Annotated in this window: 18 protein-coding genes and 1 riboswitch; of the genes, 7 read left to right on the top strand and 11 right to left on the bottom strand. The window is 37.6% G+C overall.

The window, feature by feature from the left end; all coding sequences use genetic code 11:
- Nucleotides 1-18: 18 nt before the first annotated feature.
- Nucleotides 19-345: a hypothetical protein gene (locus CD31_RS08795; protein WP_036076961.1), complete on the bottom strand. Its 327-nt coding sequence runs from the start codon at nucleotides 343-345 to the stop codon at nucleotides 19-21.
- A 177-nt stretch (nucleotides 346-522) separates the two neighbouring features.
- On the opposite strand from CD31_RS08795, the gene CD31_RS08790 reads away from it, so the two are divergent.
- Entirely contained in the window at nucleotides 523-744 is a 222-nt protein-coding gene (locus CD31_RS08790) for a DUF1128 domain-containing protein (protein ID WP_016995366.1), read from the top strand.
- 55 nt (nucleotides 745-799) lie between these two features.
- Here the strand turns inward: CD31_RS08790 and motB are convergent, their stop codons facing one another.
- Nucleotides 800-1,564, bottom strand: a complete 765-nt coding sequence (gene motB, locus CD31_RS08785) for a flagellar motor protein MotB (RefSeq protein WP_036076959.1) — start codon at nucleotides 1,562-1,564, stop codon at nucleotides 800-802.
- Nucleotides 1,548-2,351 (bottom strand): flagellar motor stator protein MotA, encoded by an 804-nt coding sequence (gene motA / locus CD31_RS08780; RefSeq protein WP_004225583.1) that lies wholly within the window; start codon nucleotides 2,349-2,351, stop codon nucleotides 1,548-1,550. Before motA ends, motB begins: the two co-directional genes overlap by 17 nt.
- A gap of 193 nt (nucleotides 2,352-2,544) precedes the next feature.
- Here motA and CD31_RS08775 point away from each other — a divergent pair, with 193 nt between their 5' ends.
- From CD31_RS08775 to CD31_RS08770, 3 genes are all read left to right on the top strand, one after another.
- Nucleotides 2,545-3,786, top strand: a complete 1,242-nt coding sequence (locus CD31_RS08775; RefSeq protein WP_036076957.1) for an aminopeptidase — start codon at nucleotides 2,545-2,547, stop codon at nucleotides 3,784-3,786.
- 140 nt (nucleotides 3,787-3,926) lie between these two features.
- Nucleotides 3,927-4,061: a hypothetical protein gene (locus CD31_RS24015; protein WP_016995362.1), complete on the top strand. Its 135-nt coding sequence runs from the start codon at nucleotides 3,927-3,929 to the stop codon at nucleotides 4,059-4,061.
- A gap of 179 nt (nucleotides 4,062-4,240) precedes the next feature.
- The gene (locus tag CD31_RS08770) at nucleotides 4,241-4,804 is read left to right on the top strand and encodes a beta-class carbonic anhydrase (RefSeq protein ID WP_004225593.1); all 564 of its coding nucleotides are present in this window, start codon (nucleotides 4,241-4,243) and stop codon (nucleotides 4,802-4,804) included.
- Nucleotides 4,805-4,876: 72 nt separating this feature from the next.
- On the opposite strand, the gene CD31_RS08765 is transcribed toward CD31_RS08770, so the two are convergent.
- Nucleotides 4,877-5,464: a GNAT family N-acetyltransferase gene (locus CD31_RS08765; RefSeq protein ID WP_016995361.1), complete on the bottom strand. Its 588-nt coding sequence runs from the start codon at nucleotides 5,462-5,464 to the stop codon at nucleotides 4,877-4,879.
- Between the two features lie 158 nt (nucleotides 5,465-5,622).
- Nucleotides 5,623-6,447, bottom strand: a complete 825-nt coding sequence (locus CD31_RS08760; protein ID WP_036076955.1) for a polyphosphate kinase 2 family protein — start codon at nucleotides 6,445-6,447, stop codon at nucleotides 5,623-5,625.
- A 199-nt stretch (nucleotides 6,448-6,646) separates the two neighbouring features.
- On the opposite strand from CD31_RS08760, the gene CD31_RS08755 reads away from it, so the two are divergent.
- Nucleotides 6,647-7,360, top strand: a complete 714-nt coding sequence (locus CD31_RS08755) for a hypothetical protein (protein ID WP_036076952.1) — start codon at nucleotides 6,647-6,649, stop codon at nucleotides 7,358-7,360.
- A gap of 28 nt (nucleotides 7,361-7,388) precedes the next feature.
- Here CD31_RS08755 and map read toward each other — a convergent pair whose 3' ends face one another.
- Nucleotides 7,389-8,144, bottom strand: coding sequence for a type I methionyl aminopeptidase (map, locus tag CD31_RS08750; RefSeq protein WP_004225600.1), 756 nt, complete (start codon nucleotides 8,142-8,144; stop codon nucleotides 7,389-7,391).
- Nucleotides 8,145-8,306: 162 nt separating this feature from the next.
- On the bottom strand, nucleotides 8,307-8,867 hold the full coding sequence (gene thiT / locus CD31_RS08745; protein ID WP_036076950.1) for an energy-coupled thiamine transporter ThiT: 561 nt from the start codon (nucleotides 8,865-8,867) through the stop codon (nucleotides 8,307-8,309).
- Nucleotides 8,868-9,000: 133 nt separating this feature from the next.
- Nucleotides 9,001-9,108: riboswitch (TPP riboswitch) on the bottom strand.
- Nucleotides 9,109-9,234: 126 nt separating this feature from the next.
- Here thiT and CD31_RS08740 point away from each other — a divergent pair.
- Together CD31_RS08740 and CD31_RS24010 are read left to right on the top strand one after the other, a co-directional pair.
- Nucleotides 9,235-9,558, top strand: a complete 324-nt coding sequence (locus tag CD31_RS08740) for a magnetosome magnetite crystal formation protein family (protein ID WP_036076947.1) — start codon at nucleotides 9,235-9,237, stop codon at nucleotides 9,556-9,558.
- Nucleotides 9,559-9,613: 55 nt separating this feature from the next.
- Nucleotides 9,614-9,736 (top strand): hypothetical protein, encoded by a 123-nt coding sequence (locus CD31_RS24010; RefSeq protein WP_280522773.1) that lies wholly within the window; start codon nucleotides 9,614-9,616, stop codon nucleotides 9,734-9,736.
- A gap of 40 nt (nucleotides 9,737-9,776) precedes the next feature.
- Here CD31_RS24010 and CD31_RS08735 read toward each other — a convergent pair whose 3' ends face one another.
- The 4 genes from CD31_RS08735 to CD31_RS08720 all read right to left on the bottom strand — a co-directional run bounded on the left by CD31_RS08735 (nucleotide 9,777) and on the right by CD31_RS08720 (nucleotide 16,314).
- The gene (locus CD31_RS08735; protein WP_036076946.1) at nucleotides 9,777-12,857 is read right to left on the bottom strand and encodes an AAA family ATPase; all 3,081 of its coding nucleotides are present in this window, start codon (nucleotides 12,855-12,857) and stop codon (nucleotides 9,777-9,779) included.
- A complete protein-coding gene (locus tag CD31_RS08730) occupies nucleotides 12,854-14,011 on the bottom strand; it encodes an exonuclease SbcCD subunit D (protein WP_036076944.1) in 1,158 nt (385 codons plus the stop codon). Before CD31_RS08730 ends, CD31_RS08735 begins: the two co-directional genes overlap by 4 nt.
- A gap of 141 nt (nucleotides 14,012-14,152) precedes the next feature.
- Nucleotides 14,153-15,055, bottom strand: coding sequence for an SGNH/GDSL hydrolase family protein (locus CD31_RS08725; RefSeq protein ID WP_036076942.1), 903 nt, complete (start codon nucleotides 15,053-15,055; stop codon nucleotides 14,153-14,155).
- Between the two features lie 29 nt (nucleotides 15,056-15,084).
- Nucleotides 15,085-16,314 carry an aminopeptidase gene (locus CD31_RS08720; protein WP_016993483.1) on the bottom strand — a complete coding sequence of 410 codons (1,230 nt, stop codon included), beginning with the start codon at nucleotides 16,312-16,314 and terminating at the stop codon, nucleotides 15,085-15,087.
- Nucleotide 16,315: the final 1 nt, after the last annotated feature.

Below are 16,315 nucleotides of genomic sequence, written 5' to 3'. Positions count from 1 at the left end.
TTCCTCCTAAAACGCCCTTCACTCCTTATGAGGTAACGTAAAGGCTGTTTTCGTATCTTCAATCATTCCCTGTATCGTGGAAGGTAAATCCTTAAATTCATCCACCTTTTCAGCAATTGTGTTGACATTATCTGACACGCTTTCACAAAGCACCTTTGCCGCGAGTACTTTTTCCTCAACCAAAACCTGCAATTCTTCTCGATTTGCTGCATAGTATGAGATGGCTTCCTTCATCTTTTTTGTTGAGGCAATTGTTTTTTCACGTGTAGCGCGATCTAACATACTTAATGCTGCTCCTACTGCTGCTCCTGCTACAATAGATGCTAATAATTTACTTTGACCCATATTAAAACCCCCTGCTTGTATAGTTGGATATTCCCTATTATTTCATAAATAAACAGTCTTCTGCACTTATTCTACCCAATAACAGTCTATTTTTAAAGCAATGCCCAAATACGGAGTTGACATTTTTTTTATTCAATGAAATGATATGTGCGAGGATTACGAAAGGTAGGGTAAAAAATGGATTTATCAGTTCCGTCTAAAGAAAACGTTGTGTATATGGTTGATCAAATGAAGGACAAGCTTCGTATGGTGAATGTCGATGCGATGAAATCAGAAAACTTCGATGAAGCAAATTATGAAGATTTAGTGTATCTATATGAAATGGTTATGAAAAGAGAAACTTTTAGTCCAAGCGAAATGCAAGCGATTGTTGCTGAATTAGGATCTTTACGTAAATAGGTAAAATGAAAAGCTATTAGCTAAAGACATTTGTCTGCTGCTAATAGCTTTTTTATTACTGTGAACTCTTCGTTTCTGAACCATCCTCAGTAACTAATGGTTGAATTAATACTTCTACACGACGATTCTTTGCGCGTCCTTCGGCTGTGTCATTCGGTGCGATCGCGCGATACTCGCCGTTTCCTTTTGCACTAAAGCGCGTAGGATCTAATTGGTCATTACTTTCAATAAGAAGGTTTAAAAAATTCGTTGCACGCAATACAGATAGCTCAAAATTTGATGAAAAGTTCGGACCTGCTGGTACATTATCTGTATGCCCTGTAATAACAATGTTTCGGGCTGGATCAGATACCAGCATTGTTGATAGCTCTTTGGCAATAGGGACATACTCAGGTTTAACTATTGCCTGCCCTGGATCGAATAAAATACTATCACGGATAGTCACTAGTAGCCCTTCATCCGTCATTTCTGTGGCAAATTGATCTTCCATTTCATTGACTGCAATAAAATTATCCACACTATCTTTTATTTCAGCTAACTCCTGTTGATCCTTTAAATAGGCAGAGTTTTGCTGTGGCGTTTGGTCGCTATCCGCATTCGGAGTAGGCACTGGTGCAGGCTGGTCTAGAAAACTAGTTCCACCATCAAAGACTTGACTAAAAACTGCCGACATTCTTTCTAGCTTTTCTTGATCGACTGAACTTGAGGCAAACAAAATAATGAACACGGCTAGCAGCAAAGTTAAAATATCTGCGTATGGCACTAACCAAGACTCATCAATATGTTCATCATGCTTTTTTTTCTTAGCTTTCTTTGCCAAGGCCACCCGCCCCGCTTTCACCAGAAATTTGACGACGTTCTTCCATTGTTAAGTATGATGATAGTTTCTGTTCAATAACACGTGGTGCCTCCCCTTCTAATACTGAAAGGATACCCTCAATCATCATTCTCTTTTGTTTTACCTCTAAAGCAGATTTACGCTTTAGCTTGTTCGCAAATGGATGCCATAAAACATACCCTGTAAAGATACCGAGTAGTGTAGCCATGAAGGCAGCTGAAATAGCATGTCCTAGCTTTTCGATATCATTCATATCAGCCAATGCGGCGATTAACCCTACTACTGCACCAAGAACCCCTAAAGTAGGTGCATATGTACCTGCTTGCGTAAAAATAGCTGCTCCACTAGTATGACGTTCTTCCATCGCTTCTACTTCTTCTGTTAGGACATCACGTATGTAGTCAGCATTTTGACCATCAATTGCTAATGTAAGGCCATTTTTTAAAAATGGATCTTCAATCTCTGAAGCCTTACTTTCAAGTGCTAGTAGCCCTTCGCGACGAGCTAAGTCAGCCCATTGTGAAAACATTTTAATAATCTCTATATCATTTGCTAATTTTGTTTCTTTAAAAAGAATTTTAAATAGCTTTGGCACACGCTTTAACTCCTGCATAGGAAAGGCAATTGTTACTGCGGAAATAGTACCAAAAATGATAATTAGGATAGCTGCAGGGTTATAAAATGCAGATAAACTTACACCCTTCATTACCATCCCTGTTAATAATGCTACTAAAGCAAGTATTAACCCTATAATCGACGACTTATCCATTCTAGAACCTCCAAATCTCTACTATCTAATGTTATTTCGTCTTTTTTTCCATATTTTAAATATATTTATTTCTAGTATAAATGTATTTCATATATTTTTCGATGTAATTAATGCTTTTTATTCACATTTCGACCATTTTTGATTATATTGAATTAAGAATAATACACTTAACTGTCTTAAATTGAAGGGGGATATGATTTTGTTATTATCGTTTGACACAAAATTACTAAAATATGCAGAGTTAGCGGTGAAAGTAGGAGTAAATATCCAAAAAGATCAGTATCTTTATATAAGCTGTTCGACTGATAATCTAAAACTCGCACAAATAATTACTAAAATAGCCTATAAAAATGGTGCAAAACAAGTTTTTGTCGATATATCCGATGATGAACTTGTACGTGCTCGCTATGAAGGAGCACCAAAAGACTCATTTGATTTTTTCCCACCATGGAAAGTGCAGGAACGTGAATGGTTAGCTGAACACGGTGCTGCCTTCTTAAGCATTAGCTCACAAAATCCAGATTTATTAAAAGGTATTGAGCGTGATCGAATCATGGCATTCCAAAAAGCATCTGGCCAAGCACTTGCAAACTATTATCATTGGTTGCAAGCAGATAAATTTAGCTGGTCGGTCATTGCTGCTCCTTCTAAAGCTTGGGCAGCAAAGGTCTTCCCTCACCTACCAGAAGAACAGCAAATAGATGCATTATGGCAAGCTATCTTTGCAGCCACACGTATAGACGTTGAAAATCCTGTTGAAGCTTGGCATGCCCATGATCAGGAATTACATAGCAAAGCTGATTACTTAAATGCAAAGCAATTTAAGTCACTGCACTATACGGCACCAGGCACGGATCTAACAATTGAACTGCCTCCACATCATGTGTGGACAGGAGGTAGTAGTAAAAGTACACAAGGCCAAACATTTATGGCCAATATGCCAACTGAAGAAATTTTTACAGCACCGTTAAAAACAGGTGTTAATGGTTATGTATCAAGCACTAAGCCTTTAAGCTATGGCGGCAATATTATAGATAATTTCACCTTAACATTTAAAGATGGTCGAATCATTGACGTCAAGGCGGAGCAAGGCCAAGAAATTTTAGCTTCTCTTATTGAAACGGATGAAGGTGCTCATTACCTTGGTGAAATAGCATTAGTGCCACACAAATCACCTATTTCACAATCCAACCTATTATTTTACAATACATTGTTTGATGAAAATGCATCCAATCATTTAGCCATTGGTAGTGCCTATGCATTTTGCATTGAGGGCGGCAAAGAAATGACTTCTGAGGAACTAAGTGCGCATGGTCTTAACCAAAGCTTGACACATGTAGACTTTATGATTGGCTCGAATAAAATGAATATAAACGGAATAACACATGATGATCAAATAGACCCGATATTTCGTGATGGAAATTGGGCATTCTAAATAATCCATTCCTACTAATAGTATTCTAGGCTAAGTATGTTAAGGTTGTCATAAATTATCCTTAGATTTTCCTAGTAACCTATTGTATAATTGTTTTAGGGAGTTTTAGTAGATCATTTAAGTAGAGAGGAGCTCTAATAATGTTCGTTACAACTGTTCTTGGCTTTTCAGTAGTTTTATTAATTTCAATGGGATTCTTCATCCACTACCTACAAGTTGGTTTAGATAGCAAGTCTTCAGTAACTGTAGATCCAAAGCCAAACGAAAAATTTTAATGTGTAAAAAACAGCTACTATTATAGGTAGCTGTTTTTTTATAGCTTATAAGTTATTTCATCTACTAAAGCGTATGAAACTGCTTCTTTATTGTAAAAATTATCTGAATACAGTCTTTATTGTTTGCATATTGAAAATTTTGCTCTACAATATTTTTTGTAAGGAAGGGAGCAATATTCATGACAATGTTACAAGATATTCTAGAATTTAACAAAGAGTTTGTACAAGAAAAAAAATATGAGCCATTCATCACTACGAAATATCCTGATAAACGTATTGTTGTTTTATCTTGTATGGATACTCGTCTTGTAGAGCTTTTACCAAAAGCGATGAATTTGCGTAATGGCGATGTAAAAATAGTGAAAAGTGCTGGTGCGTTAGTAAGCCATCCTTTCGGTGCAGTTATGCGTAGTTTATTAGTTGCTGTTTATGGCCTACAAGCTGATGAGGTGTATGTCGTTGGACATTATGACTGTGGTATGAGTGCGGTTGATCCTGATGCCATGCTTAGCGAAATGGTACAACGAGGCATCGATCCAGAAACAATCAAAATGTTGGAATATTCCGGTTTTGATTTAAAAGAATTTTTACGAGGTTTCGGTGATGTAGCAACAAGTGTTAAGAAAAGTGTCGATACAATTCGTAATCACCCACTAATGGTTAAAGACGTACCTGTTCATGGTTTAATAATTGATCCAAATACAGGTCATCTAGATTTAATTGAAGATGGTAATAAACAATAAAATTATTTCTTGATACATTCATAAAAGAACAAGTGCCTATCCTCACTATGTGGAAGATAGGCACTTATTATTCTATTCATCCTCTAAACGTGCATACATATAGTGATCTACCCAATGACCATTGATATACAGTAGCTTTCTTAGCAGACCCTCCTGCTGGAATCCAGCCTTCTCTAATACACGCATGGAGGCATTATTTTGTGTTGATACATAGGCCTCTACACGATGTAGACCAATTTGTTCAAATGCAAATCGAACCACCATATTCACAGCTTCTGTGACAATGCCCTTTCCAACATAAATCTCATCCATCGCATAGCCAACAAATGCACTCGAGTACGGTAAGCGTTTGACAGCATAAAGTGCAATATGCCCTATTAGATTGTTTGTACCATGCTCAAAAATACCAAACGTAAATTCACGCTTTGACTCCATTAAATAGAGACTTTCTTGGATTTTTTTGTATTGAGCATCGACTGTATAGTATTCAGGTCTTTGTAGTGGCTCGTATATAGACCAAAAATATTTATTACGGCTTACGAGACCCGTTAAACTTCGTGCATCTTTTTCTTGGAATGTGCGGATGTAGCATTTTTCCCCCTTTATCGTTACCACATTCCCACCCTTTTTTCTTAATAGATTCCAAATTTTAAGCACCATTTCTCCACACTAGCCTTCCAATAAAAATCAATACATTTCTCTTTGTTACATTGGTCAATCCGTCATTCCAAACCCTATTTTTATATTATTGTATGTAAAAAAAGAGGCTGCTACAACCAAAACAGCTCATGTCTTATTGTCATAACAGCACAATTCAATTATTTAGTTTTTTGTTCTTTCTTTTTCTCGTTTACTATTTCTAAGCTGGAGGAATCAGCATCCTCTAGTTGTGTATTGTCTAACACATTTGTTAAATGAAGACCACGTTTTTGAGCCTCTCGTTCAATGTGTGCAATGGTTTCTTGTAGCACCTGTACACGGGCATACTTTTTGTCATCTCCAGCTACTAAGATCCATGGCGCATCTTTTTTATCTGTCTTTTCAAACATCGCGTTTGCTGCTTCAATATACTGAGGTGTTTTATCTCGATTGCGCCAATCCTCGGCTGTTAACTTCCAAGATTTGTAAGGGTTTTGTTCACGTTCTTTAAAGCGTTTTAATTGCTCCTCATCTGATACATGAAGCCAGAACTTAATGATTATGTAATCTCCTGCAGTTAAAATCTTCTCAAAATTATTAATTTCTTCATAAGCACGAGACCATTCATCCTTTGTTGCAAATCCTTCGATGCGTTCTACTAATACGCGACCATACCACGAGCGATCAAAAATAGCGATTTGCCCATGCTGAGGCAATTTTCTCCAAAATCGTTGTAAATAATTGTAGCGTAATTCATGAGCTTGAGGGGCAGATATAGGATGTACAACATAACCGCGAGGATCGACACGTTCGATTAATCGTTTAATAGCGCCACCTTTACCAGCCGCATCCATTCCTTCGAATACCAAAATCAAGCCAATCTTGTTTTTTAATAAAAATTGTTGTGCGTTCAACATCTCATATTGGAGTACTTTTAATTTCTTTTTATACATTTTTTTGTCTAGTTCAACAGTTAGATCTAGATTTTTCAAATTTTGTGTCATGAAACTTCACTCCTTTTATTTGGATATTCTTATTGTACTAAAGAAAGATATGGATGCCTATCAGACATGGTAAATTGTAGGTATAAATAGTAAAACAACACAATACATTGTTGGAAATTTCCGTTATAATAAAAAAAGTGACAGTACTATACTTATTTGTCTTTTCCCTATACAATCTAACACGAAGGGAGAGGAAAACATGCCTCGGTTTATTATGATGACAATCTCTTATCTTGTCTCAATCATCCTAACCTTTTCATCCTTTTTCGTGAACATCAACGGTCAATCTTTGCTAGAAATCGCTAATCGTTTTTCTGTTGTATTTGCACCAGTTAGTGTAAGTCATGTAATTTGGATTATCATTTATTTTTTACTCGGTTATTGGTTAGTTATGAACATGAAAAAGACAACTTTGAAACAGTCTGCGCTTTTTAGTTGCATAAATATATTACAAGCATTGACGTTATACGTCTGGCATCATGAGTTATTTATTGTTTCTCTTGGCATTACATTACTCTTAGTCTTGTATTTATTTATGTTGTATAATACGTACCCTCTTCAGGACAAAGCCTTGTCTGGTCGTATTCCTTTCTCCATTTATTTGGCATGGATGACATTTATTTTTATAACAAATACAAGCTTTACGTTAACGGCTTATGGTTGGAATGGCTTTGGTCTCAGTACGCCTCTTTGGGCAGTGATTTTACTGACATTAGGAGGAGTAATTGCACTACATATCCGTTTCCATCACTTTGATGTTATGTTTCCGAGTGTTTTTATTTGGGCTTATATTGGAATCGCCATACATAATGGTTTTGATGAGCTACTTGTCACTACAGCTGCTTTATTTTTATGTGGTGTTCTCTTTGTTGGCATTTTATTTATTAAAAAAAATCCTGCCTACCAAAAATAAATTGGTTAGCAGGATTTTTCATTGCATTCTATTCTTCGTCTAATGACGTTAAGATAATCGGTTTATCTTTTGTCACAATGACTGAATGTTCGATTTGAGCTACAAGTGATTTATCCGGTGTCACGAATGTCCAGCCATCACCAGCTTCTACGATATGCTCTGCATTTGCTGAGATAAATGGCTCAACCGCAAGTACCATACCTTCTTTCATAATGGTAGAATCCCATGCATCGTAATAATTTAAAATATGGTTTGGTTCATCGTGTAAAGATTGACCTAAGCCATGACCTGTTAAATTCATAATAACAGTTAGGCCATTAGCATTTGCCTCGCGTTCAACTGCTTTACCAATTTGATTTAATTTAGATCCAGCCTTTACCTTTGTCATTGCTCGATCAAAAGCGCTTTTGGCAACACGACAAAGCTTTTCTTTGTCCTCATAGCCATCACCAACAACAAATGAAATTCCTGTGTCAGCAAAATAACCATTTAAAGAGCCAGAAACATCAATATTTACGATATCCCCTTCTTGAATAACACGCTTTCCTGGAATACCATGTGCTACTTCTTCATTAACACTAATACATGTATACCCTGGGAAATCATATTCTCCCTTTGGTCCAGAAATAGCGCCTGCCTCTGCAAACATGCGGCCAGCAATTTCATCAAGCTCAAGTGTTGTAACACCTGGTTTTGTAGCAGCTTTCATCGCTTCACGAATTTCAGCACAAATGCGTCCTATTTTTTTAAAAGCTTCAATCTCTTCTTGCGTTTTTACAATCATGTATAACGTCCCTTTCATCTAATATCTATTCTTTAATATAACATAACTTTTTATGCGTATAACGATAAACGCTTTAAATATTGTATGCTTACCTACTTTGCAAAGTGCTAAAAGAGCTATTCACGACAAAAAAGTCCCTCCACTCATGTGAAGGGACTTGCATTAAGCTTTTCTTTGCATTAATTGTGGAGCGGCTGTGAATAAAAGAACACCAACGATTGCCGTTAATATAGTTGCTGGTAGCATATATGTACCATTATAGATGATGGAATAGATCCATGCATTTTGGTCGCCCGCATATTCGGCAAAAAATACAGCACCAGCAATTGTATGTGCTGTGTATCGTAAGAAGCCTGCGAAAACGGTACCTATTATTATATAAAGTGCCATTTTTGTTTTATTCATATGTTTAGCAGCGTCTAACACTGGTCCACGTACAACCGCCGCTAAACCTACAACTGTAAAAGCAACTCCATAATCCAATAATCCTTGTAGCCAGTGCACTATATAGGAACCAAACATTGTTTGCATAACACCCACAAGTAGTCCCGTTGTTAACCCAGCTACTAAGCCCCAGCGAAATGCTATTAACATAATTGGTACCATAACAAGACTAACTGAACCGCCTTGTGCCCATACTTTAAAGGAAACTTGATCCAGTACGAGACCAATCGCTGCAAAAATCGCAATCTCCACTAGCATTAATAGTCTTTTTTTGTCCATACATATTCTCTCCTTTGTTCCGATGTAGGATACAAGAGCAGGAATAGAAAAGCGCTGATACGTCTCTTTCTGACACCTTTTTCCTTTAAGAATGAAAAAACGATGTCAGGACAGAGCCTCACATCGTACAAGTGTCGGTTTCTATCCACATCCCTACGCAAGCGTTAACTTACAGGTTCGAAGAGTCAAGGCATTACGTGCCCAGTCTCAGCTGACATCATCAGCTCCCCTTGTGGTCGTTACATCTGAATTTATTTGAACAATCTCATTGTACGCAATGGATAGGAGGATTACAACCTTCTATACAATATATTTTTTGAAACTTTGCTGTTTTTCATGCGTAAATATTTAAAAAGGAGGTACAACTATGGAGAATCAAAAAATTTTAGCTGCCTTTAGTTATCTTAGTATTTTCTTCGCCCCTTTTATCGTTCCATTAATTGTTTATTTTGTGACAAAAGACAGTGATGTAAAAAGACATTCGATTCGTGCACTTGTCTCTCATTTAATACCTTTTGTTTTTGGCATTCTATTCTTTATTGTCTTTGTTTTTTCTACATTTAGTTTAGATCCAACCTCCAGTAACAAGACCATGATGATTATTTGGTTTACTTCATTCGCCATCTATGCGCTCGTCTCACTAGGTATTGTGATTTGGAATATAATTCAGGCTGTTCGTGTTATCCGTTAATGTTTTATTTTTAAGTGAAACAGGTAGTAGTAATTGTAAAAGGAGCTGTTTTGGGATGAAAGTATCAAACGTTGTAAAAACTGCCGTCAAGTTAGCACCTATTGTTATTCCTATCGTAAAAAAAGTAATGGCTGCAAAAAAGGGAACAACGCCTACAACCCCAGCTAGAAAAAAATAAAACGAAGGCGTATTCCTTTTTCCGGAAATACGCCTTCGTTTTATTTCACTTCAAAATGGGTTTGACTATGGCCATTCAATGTTTTTTCCACATGTAAAACCGCTGGCATCGCAGATTTCAATTCAGGTACATGAGAAATTACACCAATCATGCGACCAGAATCCTGTAAATCAATTAATGTATCAATTGCTTTATTTAGTGATTCCTCATCAAGTGAGCCAAAGCCCTCATCAATAAACATCGTTTCAATATGAATATTACCTTGGAAGCTTTGAATCACATCTGCCATCCCCAATGCAAGGCTTAACGAAGCATTAAATTTCTCGCCACCTGATAATGTTTTGACATCTCGTAATTGATCCGTATAGGCATCATAAACATCAAGACCAAGTCCACTTTGCTTCGCATGCTTTTCTAACCTATCTGAGCGTCTAAGCTCAAATTGACCGTTTGATAAATGATATAGCCGTATATTGGCAGCTACTGTAATTTGATCTAAGTAATTAATTTGGATATAACGCTCAAAGGATAGCTTTTTCGAGTTTTGTCCATTTAATAATCCATAGAGCTCCTTTACTCGCCCTGCTTCTTGTTCAAGTAAATGAAGCTCTTTCGCTATTTCTTTCACCTTTTCACTAAAGCCTTGGCATGCTTGTGCAAATCCATTCATCTGTTGCAAACGTTTAAATGCTTCCTCATAGGAAATACGATGCTGTTCTACCCTTGCTTCCATCGCCACTAAATCTTGCTTCTCTTTCCCTTGAAGATATGTAGCCCCTTCGGTAATCTGGATTTGCAACGTGTGTACTTGTAAAGCATAGTCGCTACATGCTTTTCGAAGTGCATCTAATTGTATGACACTCCGTTTAGCAGTAGCATAAGCCTCATAGCTTTCGAAACCTATTTCTTGCATATTTGCTGTAAATTGCTGAAGCTTTTCATTTATTTTAAGCTGCAATTCCTCAAAGGACTGTTTGGCAATTTCTACAGTTAGTGTTGCATTGCTAGCCGCTTCCTTTGCAGCATGTAAATTTTCTTGACTTGCTTGCCAACTTTTTTGAAGCGCTTCTTTCTGTTTGCTAACAGCCATAAGTTGTTGCTTTAATTGCTGTAAAGTTGGTAAATTAGCAGGCATCTGCTTAAGCTGTTCTTCTACAACTGCTTCTAATTTTGTCCATTCTTTTATCTGCTCCGCTAAATATTGCTCTAGCTTTGTTTGCTTATTCCGTAGTTGCTCTATTCGATCATGCTGATGCTTTATTTTTAATCGCACATCAGCTAGTTGATGATTAATGGCTTTTAATGCAGCAATCTCCTGTTCCACTTCATGTAAGGTAACGATGATTTGTGATTGGTCTTCTTGTTTAATATTTTGTGCCTCAAGTTGTTGCCAGGTATCTTGAAGTAGTTGCTGCGTAGATGCTAAAAATGCCTCTTTCTCTAGATACTTACGTTCGTCTGCGGATGCCTTCGCTCTTAATGCTTCCACTTGAGTAAGCTCAATCACTTCCAGTTGCTCATTGTGTGCTTTCTGATGTGTCATACTACCACAAACAGGACAAGGCTCTCCTTCCTTCAGCTGTTTGGCTAAAATACTAGCCTGACTCGTCAGCCACCGTTGCTGCAAAAGTTGAAGAGCCTCTTTACTTTCTTGATAGAGACTTTCTGAAGCAACTACATCCTGCCTAGCTAACTCTACGGCATGTTTATATTTCTCCGCTTGCTTGATTAAAGCAACCTGTTCCCGTAGTTTCGGTAATTGTTCTAAATAGCTTTCATAGGGTTCAACCTGTTTCTCATAGCCTTCTAATGATTGAGAAAAATGCTGTAATTGCTCTTGTTCATTTTCCAAAAGTTTGAGGTTATCATGTACTGCTCGTTTTGCATTTTCAGCATACTGCTCTGCTATTTGCAGCTGTTGTACATTGTGTTCATACGCTTCAAATTTCGGTAATAGCGCTAGCATCTCTATTTCCTGCTGTAAGATTTGCTGTCGTTCAGATTCTTTAGCCTCTTCTATCTCATAATTTTCTTGTGCTTCTTGCAACTGTTCTTGTGACTGCTGTTGCTTAACCTTTGCTTGTTGAAAAGCTAGTTCTTTTACATTCAGTTCAGCACGTAAATCCTTGCATTGTTGTTCTTGCAGCGTAAGTCGCTCTGCTTGTTCTGCTAAAGCAATCTCCTGCTCCTTTGCTTGGTATAAATCCTGCTGTTGTAAAAGGGTTTGCAACCGCTGCTGTCGATTAGCTTGCTCATCGAATTGCTCATTAAGCGTTTTTGCTAAGCGATAATATTCCTGCTCTTTTTGATGAAGGCTATACGCTTCTTCATAGTGTAGCAGTTCACTTTCTCCACATTTCTTATAGTAGCTAAGCTCCTCATCAAGCGCCTCTGTCAGTTGATGTAGATTCTCTGTATTATCAGCAATCAATGTGAATAAAGCGGATGAACGCTGTGGTAAGGCACCCACAATTTGACCAAGTAAATGTTCTTTTAATTGTTTGGCACGCTCAACATCACTTTCAGCCTCTTTACGCTTGGCATCAAGCTTTTTTGCCATGACACCGAAACGATCTGTTTTAAAGATTTTCCGTAAAATTACTTCCTTATTTGTTGAATCAGAGGTTAATAGTTTTCTAAATTCACCTTGAGGTAACATCACAATTTGGCTAAATTGATCTTTTGTGAGACCAATAATTTCCTGTAACTTCTTATCGACTTCAAGCGTTTGCTGTTTCTCTACAATGCTATAATCCAGCTTTCCCTCTTTTACTTCTGCTAGCTCTATTTTCTTCCCAGTAACCGTTTTATTTTTTTCTTTAATATGACCTGGCTGTCGTACTATTTGATAGACTTTCCCATGCATTTCAAAGACGAGCTCTACAGCTGTATATACATCATCAGGCGCAAAGCCGCTTCTCAGTAAAGCTGTATCCTGCCGATCCTCCCCACTACCTGATCCGTAAAGAGCATAGCAAATAGCATCGAAAATAGTTGTTTTACCTGCACCCGTTTTTCCAGAAATGGCAAACAATCGATGCTCCCCTAGCTCTTGAAAATCAATTACTTCCGTGTCTTTATATGGACCAAACGCAGTAATTGTTAACTTTAATGGCTTCATTTTACAGTCTCTCGCTCCTCATCTAATAATTCCTGTAACATCTCTGTGAATAAGCGTTCCGTATCTTCATCAGGCTGAACGCCAATAATATTAGTGAAGAATGAACGGAATAAATCTATATCCTCTAGTTTTTCAGCCTCTACCACTTGTAGTTCACGTGATGTATCTTGCCTTAGTACCTTCCGTTCCACATGCATAGCGTGGGGATATACACTACGAATACGTTCCATCGGTGAAGTCACAGATATTGTATCCGTCAATCTAACAAATACATAATCCTCACTTGGTGTGTGCGTTAATAACTCCTCTAATTGACCTTCTACTACTCGCAGATCTCTTCTTGGCACAAGCTTTCTTTTACTTACTGTTGTATTACCTTGTTCATCTAATTCGATGATTAAAAAGCCTTTTTCATGTGAATACTCAGATAACGAATATTTTAAGATAGAGCCTGCATAGCGAATGGTTTCATTTAAGACAAAATGTGCCTTATGTAAGTGCCCAAGTGCCGTATAGTGAAAAGGCTTAAATAAAGCTGCATTCACACAATCTGAGCCTCCAATGGAAAGTGGCCGCTCGGAATCACTAGTATTGGCTTCTTCCTCACCATACTTCGTCACAAAGGCATGTCCAACAAATACATGACGCTTACTTGTGTCCATGTCTTCCGTGATATGCTCAATAATTTTTTGCATGGCGTCTTGATGAGAACGGATTGATTCTTCTTCAAAGATGTTGCGAATAGCTGCTGGCTCCGCATAGGGCACTAAATGGAAATGCACTTCTCCATGTTGATCATTCAAAACAATAGGTACATGATTTTTTGTAAATTGACCCTTAATATATAAACCACTATCACTCATTAAACGACTACCAAAATTTAAACGACCTGCACTATCATGATTTCCCGCCACTGCTAGAACAGGAATCTTCTTCTCTAATACTATTTTCGCTAATACATCATTTAATAAATTAACTGCCTCAATAGGAGGCATCGAACGATCATATAAATCACCTGCGATGATAATTACATCTGGTTTTTCCTCATCTATTGCTTGTATAAATTGTTGAAGAATATAATGTTGATCTTCTGTCATATAGACGCCTTGAACAAGCTTTCCTAAATGCCAGTCTGCTGTATGAAATATTTTCATTCTAGTACCTCCTAGTCTTCTCTATATTTTAGCATGACTATTCCCCATCTAGTGCTCTCTAAAGGTTTAGTAGTTCTAGCCAAAATTGGTTTTCATAGAAAAAAGCATCTTATTAGGTAAGATGCCTTAGATATCAATTATTTAGATGTATTTGATAAATGCCTTATATCCTGGGAATCCCTGAATCACGTAAGTCGTACGTGGAGATTGATGTTGTGCTACTTTTTGCTGCTGAGGCTTCACTGAGAATTGTTGCTTGAGGATATCCTCAAATGACATAGGATTTGGCTCTGGCAATTCTGATGAAGAGATGTTTAATGCACCACTACCACTATAAACCTGTAAAAATGAGTTAGCCATTTGTCGATAGCCTTCAAAATTTGGATGGACATCTGCACTATTTGGTAAGTAGTTAGTTGCATTCAATCCAAAGGCATCATAGACATTTATATAAGCCGCTCCAGCTTGCTCTGCTTGTTGTTGTAAAATCGTATTTAATCTAACTAGCTGTGCATTGGTTCCTTCTTTTTGCGTCGGATGAACTGTTGGATAAGCAAAATAATAGCCTATGACATAGATTTTTGCATTAGGCGCACGTTCTTCTAATTCAGCCAAAATCGATATCATATTTTTTCTTGCCAAATTTAAAGCGTAATCTGCCTGAAGCTGTGAAAAAGCTAAGGTCCCTGCATTTGGGTTTACCTGGACAAGACGTAATAAATCATTAGCCCCTGCTGAAACTGTAATAAGTGTCGCATTTGCTAATAAATTTTGTGCTTCCTCAGTTCGTATTCGTTCTAATACATCCGCCGTAGTAAAGCCAGGAAAAGCCAGTTCTTTTGTATAAAATGATAATTGACCAATCGAACTTAATTTCATGGCAATCAAATCACTATACCCTACATCAATTTCTTTGTAGGGTGTTTGACCCGCTGCTAAGGAATCACCAATCGCCACATAGCTTTCTGTTTGAGCAAAAGCAGATGAAACCCAAAAAGTTATGAATAATATTGTCATACCTAGCAAGCTACATATTCGTTTCATCTGCTTCCCTCTTTTCTTTTTACTAAAGGTTAAAAAGCCCAGCTACCCTTGCGGAAAATTGGCTCAACTGTACCATCAGGTAAAATACCATCAATGTCCATTTCACCACTGCCAATCATGAAGTCTTCATGCGTCACAGAAATATTGGCACCCAAAGCTTCAAGTTGACCGTTTTCTAGGTCTCTACCGCCTTCTAAGCAAGTCGGATATGCCTCACCAATGGCTAAATGGTTTGAAGCATTCTCATCAAACAGCGTATTGAAATATAAAATCTCCGACGCTGAAATAGGTGATTCGTGTGGGACAAGTGCTACTTCACCTAAGTAGGATGAGCCTTCATCCACTTGAATAAGCTCTTGCAATAAATCATGCCCTACTTCAGCCTCTGCCTTAATAATTTTGCCCTCTTCAAATGTTAATTTAAAGCCATCGATGATATTGCCCTGATAGACTAATGGCTTCGTATTACTAACATAACCGTTTACACCTTGTTTCATTGGAAGTGTATAAACTTCTTCTGTTGGCATATTAGCCACAAAAACATTATCTTCTGGTGTTTTACTACCACCAGTTAGCCATTTATGCTGTGGTGCTAAAGCAATTGTTAAATCTGTACCTGGAGCTGTATAGTGAAGCTTTGCATACTTTTTATTATTCAAAAGCTGTGCACGAGATTCTAAATTAGCTACATGCTGACGCCAATTATCAACTGCATTGCCTTCCCCAATATGCACTGTTTTAAAGATAGCTTCCCACAATGCAGGCACCTGCTGCTCTTCTGGTAATTGAGGGAATACCTTTGCTGCCCATTTAACTGAAGGAACAGCTACAATGGACCAAGCAATTAAATCCTTCATGACTGCATTCCGATAGTTTTTCAATGCTGCCCCTGATACTTTTTGATGTGTTGCTAGTCTGTCTGCTGGAATTCCTGTTAGCTTATCAGGATCTGCTGCATCAATCCATAATAGAGCTCCTTTACGTTCAATCAGTTCATCACGCATTTTCACAACCCATTCAGGGAAGCGATTAAATTCCTCATCGGAAGCATGCTCAAAATAAGCACGATCCAATTCATCATCGGAAAAGTTTACATGAACACGGCCTGCCCCAGCCTTATAAGCCTCTTTTACAACTAAACGGGCAAAATCTAAAGCATCCACAGATGTATTGACTAATAAGTACTGACCTGGTTGGATGTTCACACCCACTTTTACTGCAAGCTCTGCATATGCCTGTAATTTCTCTTCAAATGTCATA

The organism is Lysinibacillus boronitolerans JCM 21713 = 10a = NBRC 103108, assembly GCF_000772935.1.
GTDB lineage: Bacteria > Bacillota > Bacilli > Bacillales_A > Planococcaceae > Lysinibacillus > Lysinibacillus boronitolerans.
The sequence above is the reverse complement of the archived record's forward strand: the minus strand, read 5'-3'. Positions and strand labels throughout refer to the sequence as shown.

Excerpts from the sequence above, each read along its gene's own strand:
- CD31_RS08720 (WP_016993483.1), bottom strand. The coding sequence starts at position 16,314 with ATGACATTTGAAGAGAAATTACAGGCATATGCAGAGCTTGCAGTAAAA.
- CD31_RS08765 (WP_016995361.1), bottom strand. The coding sequence starts at position 5,464 with ATGGTGCTTAAAATTTGGAATCTATTAAGAAAAAAGGGTGGGAATGTG.
- CD31_RS24010 (WP_280522773.1), top strand. The coding sequence starts at position 9,614 with ATGAAAGTATCAAACGTTGTAAAAACTGCCGTCAAGTTAGCACCTATT.
- CD31_RS08755 (WP_036076952.1), top strand. The coding sequence starts at position 6,647 with ATGCCTCGGTTTATTATGATGACAATCTCTTATCTTGTCTCAATCATC.
- CD31_RS24015 (WP_016995362.1), top strand. The coding sequence starts at position 3,927 with ATGTTCGTTACAACTGTTCTTGGCTTTTCAGTAGTTTTATTAATTTCA.
- CD31_RS08760 (WP_036076955.1), bottom strand. The coding sequence starts at position 6,447 with ATGACACAAAATTTGAAAAATCTAGATCTAACTGTTGAACTAGACAAA.
- motA (WP_004225583.1), bottom strand. The coding sequence starts at position 2,351 with ATGGATAAGTCGTCGATTATAGGGTTAATACTTGCTTTAGTAGCATTA.
- CD31_RS08735 (WP_036076946.1), bottom strand. The coding sequence starts at position 12,857 with ATGAAGCCATTAAAGTTAACAATTACTGCGTTTGGTCCATATAAAGAC.
- CD31_RS08775 (WP_036076957.1), top strand. The coding sequence starts at position 2,545 with ATGATTTTGTTATTATCGTTTGACACAAAATTACTAAAATATGCAGAG.
- CD31_RS08725 (WP_036076942.1), bottom strand. The coding sequence starts at position 15,055 with ATGAAACGAATATGTAGCTTGCTAGGTATGACAATATTATTCATAACT.
- CD31_RS08795 (WP_036076961.1), bottom strand. The coding sequence starts at position 345 with ATGGGTCAAAGTAAATTATTAGCATCTATTGTAGCAGGAGCAGCAGTA.
- CD31_RS08730 (WP_036076944.1), bottom strand. The coding sequence starts at position 14,011 with ATGAAAATATTTCATACAGCAGACTGGCATTTAGGAAAGCTTGTTCAA.
- thiT (WP_036076950.1), bottom strand. The coding sequence starts at position 8,867 with ATGGACAAAAAAAGACTATTAATGCTAGTGGAGATTGCGATTTTTGCA.
- CD31_RS08740 (WP_036076947.1), top strand. The coding sequence starts at position 9,235 with ATGGAGAATCAAAAAATTTTAGCTGCCTTTAGTTATCTTAGTATTTTC.
- CD31_RS08790 (WP_016995366.1), top strand. The coding sequence starts at position 523 with ATGGATTTATCAGTTCCGTCTAAAGAAAACGTTGTGTATATGGTTGAT.
- CD31_RS08770 (WP_004225593.1), top strand. The coding sequence starts at position 4,241 with ATGACAATGTTACAAGATATTCTAGAATTTAACAAAGAGTTTGTACAA.
- map (WP_004225600.1), bottom strand. The coding sequence starts at position 8,144 with ATGATTGTAAAAACGCAAGAAGAGATTGAAGCTTTTAAAAAAATAGGA.